Source organism: Pseudoalteromonas sp. TAB23 (assembly GCF_000498075.1).
In the GTDB taxonomy this organism is placed as follows: Bacteria; Pseudomonadota; Gammaproteobacteria; order Enterobacterales; family Alteromonadaceae; genus Pseudoalteromonas; species Pseudoalteromonas arctica.
Genome location: NZ_AUTP01000249.1, coordinates 1 through 12,114, shown reverse-complemented (window position 1 = coordinate 12,114; position 12,114 = coordinate 1). Strand labels below are relative to the sequence as shown.

Genomic DNA, 12,114 nt, shown 5'->3' with positions numbered 1-12,114 from the left:
TAGAATGTTGAACGCGACCTGTCGCGCACCAACGTAAAATAACTGAAGAAGTGAAAATGCGGTACTAGCTCAGTTGGTAGAATGTTGAACGCGACCTGTCGCGCACCAACGTAAAATAACTGAAGAAGTGAAAATGCGGTACTAGCTCAGTTGCTAGAATGTTGAACGCGACCTGTCGCGCACCAACGTAAAATAACTGAAGAAATAAAAAATGCGGTACTAGCTCAGTTGGTAGAGCGCGACCTTGCCAAGGTCGAGGTCACGAGTTCGAGCCTCGTGTACCGCTCCAATTTCTAACCAAAAGAAATTGAAGTGAATAAAAGCTAGCTCAGTTGCTAGGATGTTGAACGCAATTTATTGCGCATCAATAAAATAACTGAAAAATGCGGTACTAGCTCAGTTGGTAGAGCGCGACCTTGCCAAGGTCGAGGTCACGAGTTCGAGCCTCGTGTACCGCTCCAATTTCTAACCAAAAGAAATTGTAGTGATAATAAATTTAGTTATGCGGTACTAGCTCAGTTGGTAGAGCGCGACCTTGCCAAGGTCGAGGTCACGAGTTCGAGCCTCGTGTACCGCTCCAATCTTTTTATATCCTTTCAAAATTTTCTGTATTAAAAATCATAAATAAAATTATAATTTAAAATCTCTCTTATCTACTTTATTCTATGTGCAATATTCAGCATTGAAGTTTTGGTTGTTAGAAGCTATCGCTTCGCGCCTACAAGAAAGGTGTCGTACTTTGAAGTTATGAGGTATGAGTGAGGTACAGAAGAGTTAATACTTTGAAACCGAGAGCTTTTATTAAAATAGCTCCCCTTGAATAGTTGCTATAACTCGTCTAGAGCCACCAGAATCACGATGTTCACCTAAATAAATGCCTTGCCATGTACCTAACGCTAAATAACCATTTGAAATAGGAATACTTAGCTCGCAGCCTAACGTACTGGTTTTTATGTGTGCAGGCATGTCGTCGTCACCTTCATAATCGTGGCGATAATAAGGTTGACGCTCAGGAACGAATTTATTGAAATGGCTTTCCATGTCCATACGAACAGTGGGATCTGCATTTTCGTTTATTGTAAGGCTCGCTGAGGTATGCTGAATAAATAAATGTAACAAGCCTATTTTGTAACTCGCCAGTTCAGGAAGTTGAGATAATATTTCGTCATCAATTATATGAAAACCTCGCGGGCGAGGTTTTAATGTAATTTGCTTTTGCTGCCAACTCATAGTTTATCGAAGCTAACTTCAATGTTTGCATTACCAGCATCACAACTAAATGGCATGATGATTTTTTTACCTTGGCTTTTATGAGTAATTGTATGACCTTTACCCGATACCACAATAGGCGTTGCCATATCAAAGTCGAAACCTTTCTCGCCAAGTAAATTTTTAGCACCACCAGTTACCATGTTGGTTATTTCGCCAACCATATCGGTAACTTCTTCATCTATGGTATCAGGGCGTTCGCCAAGCATACGCTCCATGATGGTTAATGCTAATCCTTCATCAAATGTAATTGAAAATGATCCACGCGTTTGCGGGCCAACCATACCAATCAAACCTGATACATCACCACAGGCTATCTCATCAGTTTTAATGCGAGGTTTACCCGGCTTCAATTGAGTTTGAGCCATAGTGCTTAAAACATTAATTAAAGAAGATAAAAAAGGATTGATGAATTCTACATTCATAGTGGCTACTCTTAAATTTGTTCTGTGAAATGACTATATAGTTTGAGTATAGTCACTAAGGATAACTTTGAAGGATTATGATGCTCTGCAAGATTCACATTTACCATGTGCTTCTATTGTTTGCCCTGATACGACAAAGCCACCTTCGGCAGCTAGATTATTAAGCTCATGCGAAATTACACTCGAGTGTAATTCTTTAACAAAGCCACATGTATCGCAAATTAATAATTGTACCGGGTGAATATGATCAAAATGATGGCACAGCATAAATGCATTTGTGCTTTCAATTTTATGAATAAAACCTAGTTCAGCTAAAAAGTCTAATGCACGATAAATAGTTGCAGGTTTAGCACCTGTTTCAGTTACTTTTAATTGCTCAAGCAAATCGTATGCACCAACACCACCTTGTGCACTGGCTAATAGACGAAATACTTTCTCGCGGATAGGCGTAAAACGCGCACCACGGTTGTCACAAACTTGTTTTGCTTTACTTACGAGTGATTCTATATTCATCATTACTCTTATCCTTATGCTACCGTGATATACTAACATACTGTGTTGTAGTTGCAGCGTTTTTATTAAGCGCTTTTTACCTAGGAAACCCAGTAATGCACGAACTATTGGCTATATTTATTTTCTTTTTTGCGGTTATTGACCCCATTGGCACTGTACCTGTATTTATTGCAGTCACACGTGGTGATGATGAGAAGTTTAAACGTAAAGTTATATTTAAAGCGGTAGGCGTATCTGCATTAGTGCTTTTATTTTTTGTACTCGCAGGTGAGCAATTACTTAACGCAATTGAAATTCCACTTTCGGCTTTTCAAATAGCCGGCGGTATCATATTACTTATTTTTGCACTTTCAATGATATTTGGTGAAAGTAAACCAGAAGCCGAAATTAAAAGTGTACGCGACAGCACTGAAACCGCTATTTTTCCGCTTGCGATTCCGTCTATCGCGAGCCCTGGCGCTATGTTAGGCGCCGTATTAATGACTCGTAATGAAGAGTATACCTGGGTTGAGCAGTTACTAACGTCTTCAATGATGCTTGCTGTATTAGCAGTTGTACTGGTTTTGTTACTACTTGCAACGCATGTACATAAATTAATTGGTGACAGTGGCGCAAGTATAATAAGTAGAATTATGGGGCTTATTTTAAGTTCGGTTGCCGTTACTAATATTTTAAATGGCATAGCCCATTATTTTGGCTTGCAGGTGTTCTCTTAACATTGATGCCTGCCAGGCTTTTGTGTAAAATGCAGCGCCTTTTAAGCTGTGCTTAATAACTTTAATACCCTGAGGTTTGCTTTGAATAAATGTACTTTGGATAGACGCTTTTCTGTGGCACCAATGCTTGATTGGACTGATAAGTAGGTATTTAGAGGGTTCTTAGTATATAAGGGTGACTATAGGGTCACCTTTTTGGTTTTAAGGGGTCCCGATATAACACAGTTTGTATCATAATAAATTGACTGGGTACTTAACTTCAGTTACTTTACACACATTAAGTTTACTTAACTATACAACATTTAAGTTGCTTACCTTATTTATGCAACTATTCTTAATACCAGTAGTCTTATTTATTAGTTAACAGCCAATTACGGCTGTTTTTGTCGTGAGGTTTATTATGGAATTGCCAGCAGTCAAGAATATACTTGATGCCAATTGGGACTGGCGTCTACCTGTAAATATCGAAGATATTGCAGGAAAACTGAGCATTAAAGTTGACTCTATCAACCCTTTCAATCCTGATTACATAGGTTTAAGTGGCCTAGCTGAAATTAATAATCAAGGACAAAGGGTTATATACTGTAATAGTACAGAAAGTTCTAATCGCAAGCGCTTTACTCTAGCGCATGAACTTGGACATCATGTCCTCAATCATGTTAATCCGCAAAACCCATGTTTTCGAGATGATTCTAATACGTTCAATTCGAACTCATCAATTTGGCAAGAGCGTGAAGCTAACAACTTTGCTGCACAATTGCTAATGCCGCTTGATGCAATTAAAACAATGTTATTTGTCAAAGGCATCAGTAATATCAAACAGCTTGCTGAAATGTTCCAAGTATCAGAAGCCGCTATGTATTATCGGCTGAAGAATTTAGGATACTTAACTTTATAAAGTTGAGCCAAACAAATTATTAATATAATCTAGCCCTTTAATTTAAGGGCTTTTTTATGTCAGGCGAAAATAAAAATGACGGCTTTGATATAGCCGGCGATAAAAATAGTGGCGTAAGTAATCAAGCTGTAAATATAAACAGCGAGCAAAACTCTAAGATAATAAAATTCAATGTAATAGAAGAACAAGTTTACTTGGGGTTTAAAATTTTTTGTTTTGCAGTTGCCATAGCCCTAGCTGTTTGCTTTTTAGTTACGGGGCTTTGCCTTTCTAAAAAATCATTAGATAGTATTTTAGAGCATCGAACTACTATGGTAGAGGTAAGTAATAAGCCTTTGGAAAAAGTGGAATTAACCAAGGTAACCAAAAATCATAAACCAGCTTTAAAATCAGACGAGAAAATTAAAACTAGCGATAAACAGGTAGTAGAAAGTATGGGTAATAAAATGCTTTACTCAGGATCAATCATAACCTTAGTTGCATTTATACTTGGTACTGGCTTAACTTTATTACTGACAATTGTTAAGTTCTCATTTCATAACCGCCAACAAAATGAAGATAACCCAAATGTAGCGCTTGCCGGACCCGCAAGTGAATTATTTATGGCCTTGGCGAATTATATAAAAAGTAAAATTAAATAAAATAGCCCGCTAACTAGCGGGCTTTTTTATAAGTAAAATTTGCTCAAACTACTTTCCGAACTAAACTATGTTTTTACTTAAATTTAAAGGGACTATTAATAATGACGATAAAAAAAGATTTCAGTGGATTGAAAAAACTATCTAAAAATTTAGAAGAGTTAGGTAATAAAAAATCTATAGCACTAGATGAGTTAATGAATGACACTTTCATATCTAACCATTCTAAATATAAAAATTTTGAGGAACTATTGAATAGTAGCCCTTTCACTGTTGAAACAGCAGAAGACTTTAAAGCAATACCTGATGATGAATGGGATAGTTACATAGGTAAAAATACAGAGTTTGATACGTGGGAAAATATGCAGAGAACAGCATTTAAATACTATGTAAAAGGCGAAATTAAAAAAGGCCTTTAATATAAAGAAGCCCGTACTTAGCGGGTTTTTATATTTAATAAACCTACCCCAATAAATTACTCGTTCTATGCATTCTTATCGACTGGCCAACAACACCTTCAACGTTATATTCATCATGCTCTGTTATTTTAATTGGCGGGTGATCAGGGTTCGCGGATAGTAACTGGTTGTTTTTCAAATCAGCTATTTTGCAAACAAAAAGCCCGTTCAAAACTGCAACAATTACATCACCATGTTTTATTGTGGCTGCGCGTTCTATTATAAGAATGTCGCCATCAAATATACCTACATCTTCCATACTCCTACCACTGGCACGGCCAACAAAAGTTGAATCACTTAAAAAGCTACTATCCAAACTTTTTTCTAACTCCTTTATGCCAGGTCCCACATCAACATTAGAAATAATCACAAAATAAACCACTCAATAAAAATAATTTAAATTAATTTTAGCCCTATTTAAGCCAATATTAAAAAAATGTTCGGAAGATTATTCTATTCTCAGCAAATTACGTAAGTTGTTGCCACCTCTAAAAGTAAAGTAGATTTAGACTAATTCCCAACTACAAAACGGTGTAAATATTTACACAAATAAAGCCTTTCAAATCAAGTTGTTCGAAAGGTTTAACTGTTTACTTATACAGTGTTTTTATTGCTATTATCATTTTTATCATTACAATGAAATTGACTCTTAAACAGAGCGCTTTTAACAGATAAAAGGATTAAGTTATGAACAAGAAAAACAAACACGGTAAATTATTAAATTTATCAGCACAGGTAAGTGGTGGTGAAGATAATCAAGACAATGGCGGTGGTGGCGGTGGTGTAGAGCCACCAAAATTAAACTAAGCCAGCTTAAATTATTAACCAGCTTTATTGCTGGTTAATTACACCACAAAGGAAACCGCATGATTGATTTTATAACTGCAACAGACTGGACAATAAGAGCGTTAGAAGTGCTTATTATTCTTTTTTTGTTAGCAACCCTTAATAAATACCGTCTAGCATTATTTTTCGGCGGTAAAAGCAATCTAAAATCAATTGCCGATCACACAATGCATTCATGCTTTATTGCTGCACTTACAGTGATGGTATTTCACTTTGTAAGCTCAAGCTTAGCTCAATACATAATTACAATAGAAATGAGCAAATTAGCACTAAGGCAGTTTTTTTACTTCACCATGTTTAGTTGCTCAATGGCATTTGTCGTTGCGTTATTTTTCTTACACACAATTAGAAGTTGCACGTTCTCAACTACAGCACGGTTTTGTTTATACTTTGCGTTGGCACAAGCAATATTACAACTAACGCAATTCATCATGCGTGGCCTGTTAGATAACAACCTACTGTCACCTGCTTATAGTTATAGCGTTCTGGCGCTTAATATATTATCGCTTGGCGTTGTTACTATATACCCAGTTAAACAATTTGCTCGTTTACTAACTAAAGAGGGTATTTAAATGCCATTACTCATAGTAATGTTTATCTGCTTAACAATGGCGTTGTGTATAACAGGTATTGCTATAGTGCGCGGCCAAAATACGACAGGCATAGAAACCATACTTAAACACAAAATAAAAAATTATATGCCAGAGGGGACAGCAGCCCAGCAAGTAGATCACGGCGTAGCCTACTCAATAGTAATGGACTTAGGTACAGCAATAGAGCTCCCAGATAACTGGGATAAGATAGAATCAATCAGTGTAGGGCACAAACGCATAACCAACTTTAGAAACCAAGCACTAAAAAGACCAACTAATCTTCCTCCCACGAGAGAACGGCCAGTATTCAAACTTGTAAAATAACCCGCTAATGCGGGTTATTTTTGACCATTCTTTATTTAGCTTCATTTAATTTTAGCTATTTGCCTCATTAAATATCTATACCGATATAAAAAATACATAAATGAATAACAAACATGTATTTTCTTATATGTATATTTACATTACCAAAATAGCAATTATAATGAGAGTGATTATCAATAACATTAAGGATGAAATGTAATGAAGTTTATCAGTAGTTTGTTTTTTGTTTGTTCGACTATAGTTACTTGGTCAGCACAAGCTGAAACAATAAATGGTGCTGAGTGTTACCAGTGTTCAAGTGCAGAGATGCAAAGTGTAGCAAACTCATGGGCTATGAGAAATATTAATAATACATCTGTAGGTGTCGTAAATGCTAAAACGGTAAACGTAGCTGATTTGTATAATAAAAAAATATCAACATATAAAGTTTGGCTTGAGTCTACTCCGCTACCACCACCGAGGCCTCCTGTTGCTGCGCCTCGTTCCACATTAGTAGAAACTTCTGCAGTAGTTCAAAGGTATATGGAGGATGTTAAAAGCTCTATATCATTTTTAAAAGCAGAGGCTCAGTCAACTACAATAAAAGTAGGGGATGGAACAGGTCTTACTGGTCCATGGTCATTTGTAAACTGTGCATATTGCAAAACACAAGTTAATGATCAGTTGAATAGTACTATGTATGCATCTATGCGTTCTGCAGAAGCAACGGTGTTGACAATAGCAAAAGCATTTGGGTTAATTAAAACTGACCTGCCAGACCAATTTATAATTCCTTTTTCATCTGGTAATGGCTACGTAAAAGTCAGCTTAAAATTACTTTCTCAACCGGCTAAAATTGAGGCAACAATTGAAGAAGTTGTCGACGAGAACGGAAATAGCGTACCTCCTTCTGCTAAGGGATTAGACCGTTTAAGAATTATGATCCAATCAGTAGGTAGTGCCAGAGCTATTAATGTAGAAATCAATCAACTCAATTATTTTGTTCCTATACAGACTGGAACAGTTACTATTACGGATTGCAGCGGCATAAATGCACCAGCATGTGGTTCTAATTAGAGTAGATTTTAAAAACACTAAAAAGCCCGCTTAATGCGGGCTTTTTTATGCTGTTTTTTGGCTATTGGCGGGTTTGCTTGCGCGGGAGTCAATTATCGGTTTTAAGTCTTTTAGTAGTAATTTACCGCAGTCGTTAATATCAATCTTTTTATCTGGGTTTACCCTAAACCAATCAAGATGAAAGAACATCATTAGCGATTTAATTGAAGTATCAATAAATTGCTTTTCAAACTCTTCTTCATTTAATAAACCCAGGTCACTCATAGAGTCACCTGGCGCAATTTGCCCAGCAGCAGGGTTAGTTTCACCAGTAAATAACCACATAAAATACATTTTTGTTTTTGGATGCTTAGCAATTTTTTCTAAATTACCAGCACCAGGCTCAGAAATTCCAGCCTCATATTTTTTGTATCCGCTAAGCCCTATATCAAGTAATTCACAGAATTTAGCTTGGCTCAGGTGAAGTGATTCACGAATAGTTTTAATTTTAAGCCCAATAGTGTTTGACATAGTTCTTATAAGATCCTAGTATTTAGCTCGGATACAATAGTGTACCAAATGATTCTTTTAGTGTTCTTCTTTAGTGTTTGGGTTTAATTAAATACCCTAACAACGAAGATTAGCACAATTATAGTCAGTTTAGGAACCAAACAAATAAAGATAGAGGCTAATTATGGATGCTGAAAAATACAGAAAAAACTTACAGGGTGAAGTAGTTGGCCCAGATGAAAAGTTCTTAAAGCGTAAGCAAGTGCTAGAAATGTGCGGTATTTCACTCTCGCATATGTACTACCTAATGAATAAAGGCATGTTCCCTAAGTCACATCGTGTGTCGCACCGCAGTGCTGTTTGGCTTGAGTCAGACATAAACTTATGGCGCTCAATGAACAGTAATCATTTTTTTGCTGAATATGGCGAGCAAATTAAAGCACAAAAATTAGGTGAAGGCGCAGCCGCATGAACATGACCTTTGCACTTTTAGCGATATACAACACCCCAGCGGTGCCGCTTAAAGACATTTGTGAGGAATATTTAGGCCTTAAGTTTAAAACAGCCGAACAAAAAGCAAAGGCAGCACAGTTACCTATACCCACATTTAAAATTCGCGACTCAGAACGTGCACCCACAATGGTAAACGTAAACGACCTAGGTGCGTATTTACAGGCCCGTTACGACGCAGCCCAAAAAGAATGGCAAAGCGTTAATAACTAGGAGCAAACAATGAGCACATATCAAGTATTTGACCAAAACACGTATAACGCATTACCTAACTTAGCTACTAAGGCTGAGTATTTACTTAAGTGCCAAATAAGCACTAAAGAAGCCGTTAATTGTAAATCAGTTGAATTTGAACCGTGCTTACAAGCCTTTGTTGGCGAGTTGCCATTACCTATTTACTGCCACGGCAACGAAAACCAAACCATACAAAAAGCCGTGTACTGGTTAAAAACGCAAGCTTTATCTAAACCACAGCAACAAGCACAAGGAGTATAACCATGGCAAATGCATTAGTTAAACACACCAATAACGCACAACCAGCGCCATTAAAAGCTGTAGAAGGGCGACACATACCAAAAGGCCTTGCTGAAATAAAAGCGCTAATGAGCGATAGAACGCGCACACCTGGTTATTTATTCAATGCCGTTTTAACTGATCAACAACGAAAATTAGTGTGTATTGCTGCAGGACTTAAACAGCGCCATATAGAAATGAGCTTTTATCAATTCAATTTGCAAGAGCGTGATGCAGTACGCAAAGGCATTTTAGCGTTACAAGATATTGTTGCCGCTTTTACTGATGCCAACGTATTAGCACGCGAAAACTTTGAAAGAACCCCGCCTAAGTTTGATGTTGTTCCGCATTTAGTTGAACAGACAAAAACTGATTCACAAACACATTAAGGATTAGCCATGACACCTGATCAACTAATCAATCAAGACAGTGGCAATGTTGAATTTTACACGCCTGCTAAAGTTTTGAAGTATGTGCACCAAATGTTTCCGATTATTGATTTAGACCCCGCAAGTTGTTCAGTGGCTAACGAGTCAGTAAAAGCGACGTGTTACTTAACCCAAGATGACGATGCATTAACACGCAATTGGATAGCTAATACTGTTTGGTTAAATCACCCATTCAATAAAGGTGAAATAGCATGTAAGCCAAAATGCGTTAAAAAAATATGTAACGACCCGACTTACAGTAAGTATCGTGGCCATTGTATTACCGAAGACATAGCCAGCAACGGCGATTGGATTGATTACTACTTAGACCAATACGCACAAGGTAATTTTAAAGAAGCAATGAATATCACCTTTGTTAATAGCTCAGAGGCATGGTGCCAAAAGTTATTAAACGCGGGTTTAAGCTGTTTTATTGATGGCCGTACACATTTTAACGATGCACAGGGTAATGTAAAAAAAGGCGCACCTAAAGGCTGTTTTATTACTTACCTTGGTGATAGGCCGAACAAGTTCCGCGCAATATTCTCAGCGCTTGGAGTAGTGAAGTAATGAAACTACACCCAAAAGCAACACATTCTCAGTAAATCTACACCAATAATTTAATCCCAAAGGAATACTAAAAATGACCACTATCAAAGACCAAGATCTATTTAAAAAACAGAACTTAGTAAGAAATATCATTGAACACGCTATCGACCAAGCCAACTTTACTATTCGCAATTTAAACAAACGCCCAACAGTTGCAATGCTTATGGAGTGTGAAAACTGCCTAACTGACTTAATGCCAGTGGTGCAATTAATTGCGGTTGATCACATTGAATACGCGCCAGTTTACGACCAAATGCAAAGCGCATTAGACGCTGCGCAAATTCATGGTGAGCCTAAAATTATTGAAATTGAGCTTAATTAATAATGAGCATGTGGCCCATTGTAAGTTTTGATGTTGTTACAGCGGCTTTAACTATGGTTAAGGCCGTTGACGACATTGACCACCGCACAACATTACTAAACGGCCTTGGCCGTTTTACTGCCTACAGCCAATATAAAATGGTTAAGCAGTACATAGCCAAAATTACCCCATCAAATAATGCCTGGTATAAAGACGAGCCCATAAACCCAAGCGAAAAAGCAAACGCTTGGTTTTATGATGAGCTTAAAACCGCACAACACCGCATCGATGTAACCAACCTTAAGCTAAGTGCGCCGGCTAAATCGGCACTTAAAAAAGTGCATAACAATAATATTCATAACTTTATTGTTAAAGACATAATCCAAAGCGGCCGTAAGCCAAGCATACAAGCAAGCTTTGTACGCCAAACTGCCAGTAATATGGAATTTGCACACAAGCAGCGTGATGTAAAAAAGCCACAACCTGTAACCAGCCAGAATTTACAGCAGCCGGTTGGCGATCAGGTTACTAAGTCTGCCATGTCGGTTATTGCTGCTATTGACGATGCGTACCAAGTTGCTCATGTTTATAAGTGCTTAGCTACCGTGCCTAAGCCGCTGCAAATGCGCGTAGCTAAACGTTATATTGATAAGTACACGCACATTAAAAACACCGGCAAAGCGAATGGCGAAACAGAACAGCAGTATAACGAAAGGCTAATAAACAGCAGCCGCAAAAACTACGACTTTAGCGATAAAAAAACAGCGCATAAAAAGCCAGCAATTACAGTGGCCGAAGTGCGCAAGCAAATTAAAGCAAATGATTGGTTACGCCGCACAGTTGCAACGTTGCAACCACGCCTAAAAATACTCGAGCAAATTACTAATGCTATGCCGCTGCCTTGGCATATTTTGGCCAACGCAGATAAAACCAAAAAACACGCAAATGTATTGGCAATGCAAGTGGCTGAAATAATAGCCGACCTTGCAAAAGAGCACCCCACGTGGGATGCAACCGATATACACGAAAAAGTAAACGCGTACGCGGCACAATTTACTGTGCAATTACAGTTTACTGAAAAGGGTGATTACTTAACCATACCCGATGCAGAAGTCGCGCTTTTAAAAGCACAAGATCATAAGTGGTGGGCGCGTAAGCTTAAAACTATTCGTAGCCGTTACCTTGAACACCTAGAAATTGCCACAGGCGAAGTGGGCCGCGATTTATTTAATAGCACCGATAAAAAAGGCGCTACAACCACAAAACGCCGTGGTATAAGTGCGTATTGTTCAAAACAAGCAGTGGCGGAATACACCACAAACCGCGAACGCGGGCAACGTTACCTAGAAAGCCTAGAATTAGTAAACGAACAAAACGATGTTATATCGCTAATGAAAGCGGTAGAAGCAGGTGTTGCCAACCCCGAAAACATGCGTAACGAATTAATGCTACGCATACGCGAAACCGAAGAACTGGCCGACGAAATGGGCTATACCGGTGGCTTTTATAACATTACAGCGCCTAGCCG

Annotated in this window: 19 protein-coding genes and 3 tRNA genes; 17 read left to right on the top strand and 5 right to left on the bottom strand. The window is 37.9% G+C overall.

The features are described 5' to 3' along the window. Positions 1 to 213 precede the first annotated feature (213 nt). The 3 genes from L654_RS0115180 (at position 214) to L654_RS0115170 (ending at position 580) form a co-directional block, all read left to right on the top strand. Positions 214 to 289 (top strand) — tRNA-Gly (locus L654_RS0115180). Positions 290 to 385: 96 nt separating this feature from the next. After that, positions 386 to 461 (top strand) — tRNA-Gly (locus tag L654_RS0115175). 43 nt (positions 462 to 504) lie between these two features. Beyond that, positions 505 to 580: transfer RNA gene (locus L654_RS0115170), tRNA-Gly, on the top strand. A 221-nt stretch (positions 581 to 801) separates the two neighbouring features. Here L654_RS0115170 and L654_RS0115165 read toward each other — a convergent pair. The 3 genes from L654_RS0115165 to L654_RS0115155 form a co-directional block, all read right to left on the bottom strand. Then, a complete protein-coding gene (locus tag L654_RS0115165) occupies positions 802 to 1,230 on the bottom strand; it encodes a secondary thiamine-phosphate synthase enzyme YjbQ (protein ID WP_024589772.1) in 429 nt (142 codons plus the stop codon). Beyond that, positions 1,227 to 1,694, bottom strand: a complete 468-nt coding sequence (locus L654_RS0115160) for a chemotaxis protein CheX (protein WP_007580265.1) — start codon at positions 1,692 to 1,694, stop codon at positions 1,227 to 1,229. The genes L654_RS0115165 and L654_RS0115160 overlap by 4 nt, the downstream gene beginning before the upstream one ends. A gap of 75 nt (positions 1,695 to 1,769) precedes the next feature. Then, complete coding sequence (locus L654_RS0115155; RefSeq protein ID WP_007580267.1) at positions 1,770 to 2,207, bottom strand: transcriptional repressor; 438 nt, start codon at positions 2,205 to 2,207, stop codon at positions 1,770 to 1,772. Between the two features lie 95 nt (positions 2,208 to 2,302). Between L654_RS0115155 and L654_RS0115150 the strand changes: the two genes are divergently transcribed. From L654_RS0115150 to L654_RS0115135, 4 genes are all read left to right on the top strand, one after another. After that, entirely contained in the window at positions 2,303 to 2,923 is a 621-nt protein-coding gene (locus tag L654_RS0115150) for a MarC family protein (protein WP_024589771.1), read from the top strand. Positions 2,924 to 3,323: 400 nt separating this feature from the next. Continuing rightward, positions 3,324 to 3,821 (top strand): ImmA/IrrE family metallo-endopeptidase, encoded by a 498-nt coding sequence (locus L654_RS0115145; protein WP_024608348.1) that lies wholly within the window; start codon positions 3,324 to 3,326, stop codon positions 3,819 to 3,821. A gap of 56 nt (positions 3,822 to 3,877) precedes the next feature. Next, entirely contained in the window at positions 3,878 to 4,462 is a 585-nt protein-coding gene (locus tag L654_RS1000000128315; protein ID WP_024608347.1) for a hypothetical protein, read from the top strand. A 101-nt stretch (positions 4,463 to 4,563) separates the two neighbouring features. Continuing rightward, a complete protein-coding gene (locus L654_RS0115135) occupies positions 4,564 to 4,878 on the top strand; it encodes a hypothetical protein (protein ID WP_024608346.1) in 315 nt (104 codons plus the stop codon). A gap of 43 nt (positions 4,879 to 4,921) precedes the next feature. Here the strand turns inward: L654_RS0115135 and L654_RS0115130 are convergent, their stop codons facing one another. Further along, complete coding sequence (locus L654_RS0115130) at positions 4,922 to 5,287, bottom strand: S24 family peptidase (RefSeq protein WP_024608345.1); 366 nt, start codon at positions 5,285 to 5,287, stop codon at positions 4,922 to 4,924. A 496-nt stretch (positions 5,288 to 5,783) separates the two neighbouring features. On the opposite strand from L654_RS0115130, the gene L654_RS0115120 reads away from it, so the two are divergent. From L654_RS0115120 to L654_RS0115110, 3 genes are all read left to right on the top strand, one after another. After that, the gene (locus L654_RS0115120; RefSeq protein ID WP_024608344.1) at positions 5,784 to 6,335 is read left to right on the top strand and encodes a hypothetical protein; all 552 of its coding nucleotides are present in this window, start codon (positions 5,784 to 5,786) and stop codon (positions 6,333 to 6,335) included. Continuing rightward, entirely contained in the window at positions 6,336 to 6,680 is a 345-nt protein-coding gene (locus tag L654_RS0115115; RefSeq protein ID WP_024608343.1) for a hypothetical protein, read from the top strand. Between the two features lie 198 nt (positions 6,681 to 6,878). Next, complete coding sequence (locus tag L654_RS0115110) at positions 6,879 to 7,736, top strand: hypothetical protein (RefSeq protein WP_024608342.1); 858 nt, start codon at positions 6,879 to 6,881, stop codon at positions 7,734 to 7,736. Positions 7,737 to 7,781: 45 nt separating this feature from the next. On the opposite strand, the gene L654_RS1000000126970 is transcribed toward L654_RS0115110, so the two are convergent. Beyond that, a complete protein-coding gene (locus L654_RS1000000126970) occupies positions 7,782 to 8,246 on the bottom strand; it encodes a helix-turn-helix transcriptional regulator (protein WP_024608341.1) in 465 nt (154 codons plus the stop codon). Between the two features lie 163 nt (positions 8,247 to 8,409). Here L654_RS1000000126970 and L654_RS0115100 point away from each other — a divergent pair, with 163 nt between their 5' ends. The 7 genes from L654_RS0115100 to L654_RS0115070 form a co-directional block, all read left to right on the top strand. After that, entirely contained in the window at positions 8,410 to 8,697 is a 288-nt protein-coding gene (locus L654_RS0115100; RefSeq protein WP_024608340.1) for an AlpA family phage regulatory protein, read from the top strand. Then, complete coding sequence (locus L654_RS0115095) at positions 8,694 to 8,948, top strand: pyocin activator PrtN family protein (protein ID WP_024608339.1); 255 nt, start codon at positions 8,694 to 8,696, stop codon at positions 8,946 to 8,948. The genes L654_RS0115100 and L654_RS0115095 overlap by 4 nt, the downstream gene beginning before the upstream one ends. Positions 8,949 to 8,957: 9 nt before the next feature. After that, positions 8,958 to 9,230: a hypothetical protein gene (locus L654_RS0115090; protein ID WP_024608338.1), complete on the top strand. Its 273-nt coding sequence runs from the start codon at positions 8,958 to 8,960 to the stop codon at positions 9,228 to 9,230. A gap of 2 nt (positions 9,231 to 9,232) precedes the next feature. Then, positions 9,233 to 9,637, top strand: coding sequence for a hypothetical protein (locus L654_RS0115085; protein ID WP_024608337.1), 405 nt, complete (start codon positions 9,233 to 9,235; stop codon positions 9,635 to 9,637). Positions 9,638 to 9,646: 9 nt separating this feature from the next. After that, positions 9,647 to 10,246 carry a DNA N-6-adenine-methyltransferase gene (locus L654_RS0115080; RefSeq protein ID WP_024608336.1) on the top strand — a complete coding sequence of 200 codons (600 nt, stop codon included), beginning with the start codon at positions 9,647 to 9,649 and terminating at the stop codon, positions 10,244 to 10,246. A 73-nt stretch (positions 10,247 to 10,319) separates the two neighbouring features. Then, entirely contained in the window at positions 10,320 to 10,607 is a 288-nt protein-coding gene (locus L654_RS0115075; protein WP_024608335.1) for a hypothetical protein, read from the top strand. A gap of 2 nt (positions 10,608 to 10,609) precedes the next feature. After that, positions 10,610 to 12,114 (top strand): replication endonuclease (locus tag L654_RS0115070; protein ID WP_024608334.1); only part of this gene is annotated, 1,505 nt, incomplete at its 3' end.

What these genes read in the sequence shown, in the direction of transcription:
- L654_RS0115165 (WP_024589772.1), bottom strand. Translation starts at nt 1,230, where the DNA reads ATGAGTTGGCAGCAAAAGCAAATTACATTAAAACCTCGCCCGCGAGGT.
- L654_RS0115160 (WP_007580265.1), bottom strand. Translation starts at nt 1,694, where the DNA reads ATGAATGTAGAATTCATCAATCCTTTTTTATCTTCTTTAATTAATGTT.
- L654_RS0115155 (WP_007580267.1), bottom strand. Translation starts at nt 2,207, where the DNA reads ATGAATATAGAATCACTCGTAAGTAAAGCAAAACAAGTTTGTGACAAC.
- L654_RS0115150 (WP_024589771.1), top strand. Translation starts at nt 2,303, where the DNA reads ATGCACGAACTATTGGCTATATTTATTTTCTTTTTTGCGGTTATTGAC.
- L654_RS0115145 (WP_024608348.1), top strand. Translation starts at nt 3,324, where the DNA reads ATGGAATTGCCAGCAGTCAAGAATATACTTGATGCCAATTGGGACTGG.
- L654_RS1000000128315 (WP_024608347.1), top strand. Translation starts at nt 3,878, where the DNA reads ATGTCAGGCGAAAATAAAAATGACGGCTTTGATATAGCCGGCGATAAA.
- L654_RS0115135 (WP_024608346.1), top strand. Translation starts at nt 4,564, where the DNA reads ATGACGATAAAAAAAGATTTCAGTGGATTGAAAAAACTATCTAAAAAT.
- L654_RS0115120 (WP_024608344.1), top strand. Translation starts at nt 5,784, where the DNA reads ATGATTGATTTTATAACTGCAACAGACTGGACAATAAGAGCGTTAGAA.
- L654_RS0115115 (WP_024608343.1), top strand. Translation starts at nt 6,336, where the DNA reads ATGCCATTACTCATAGTAATGTTTATCTGCTTAACAATGGCGTTGTGT.
- L654_RS0115110 (WP_024608342.1), top strand. Translation starts at nt 6,879, where the DNA reads ATGAAGTTTATCAGTAGTTTGTTTTTTGTTTGTTCGACTATAGTTACT.
- L654_RS1000000126970 (WP_024608341.1), bottom strand. Translation starts at nt 8,246, where the DNA reads ATGTCAAACACTATTGGGCTTAAAATTAAAACTATTCGTGAATCACTT.
- L654_RS0115100 (WP_024608340.1), top strand. Translation starts at nt 8,410, where the DNA reads ATGGATGCTGAAAAATACAGAAAAAACTTACAGGGTGAAGTAGTTGGC.
- L654_RS0115095 (WP_024608339.1), top strand. Translation starts at nt 8,694, where the DNA reads ATGAACATGACCTTTGCACTTTTAGCGATATACAACACCCCAGCGGTG.
- L654_RS0115090 (WP_024608338.1), top strand. Translation starts at nt 8,958, where the DNA reads ATGAGCACATATCAAGTATTTGACCAAAACACGTATAACGCATTACCT.
- L654_RS0115085 (WP_024608337.1), top strand. Translation starts at nt 9,233, where the DNA reads ATGGCAAATGCATTAGTTAAACACACCAATAACGCACAACCAGCGCCA.
- L654_RS0115080 (WP_024608336.1), top strand. Translation starts at nt 9,647, where the DNA reads ATGACACCTGATCAACTAATCAATCAAGACAGTGGCAATGTTGAATTT.
- L654_RS0115075 (WP_024608335.1), top strand. Translation starts at nt 10,320, where the DNA reads ATGACCACTATCAAAGACCAAGATCTATTTAAAAAACAGAACTTAGTA.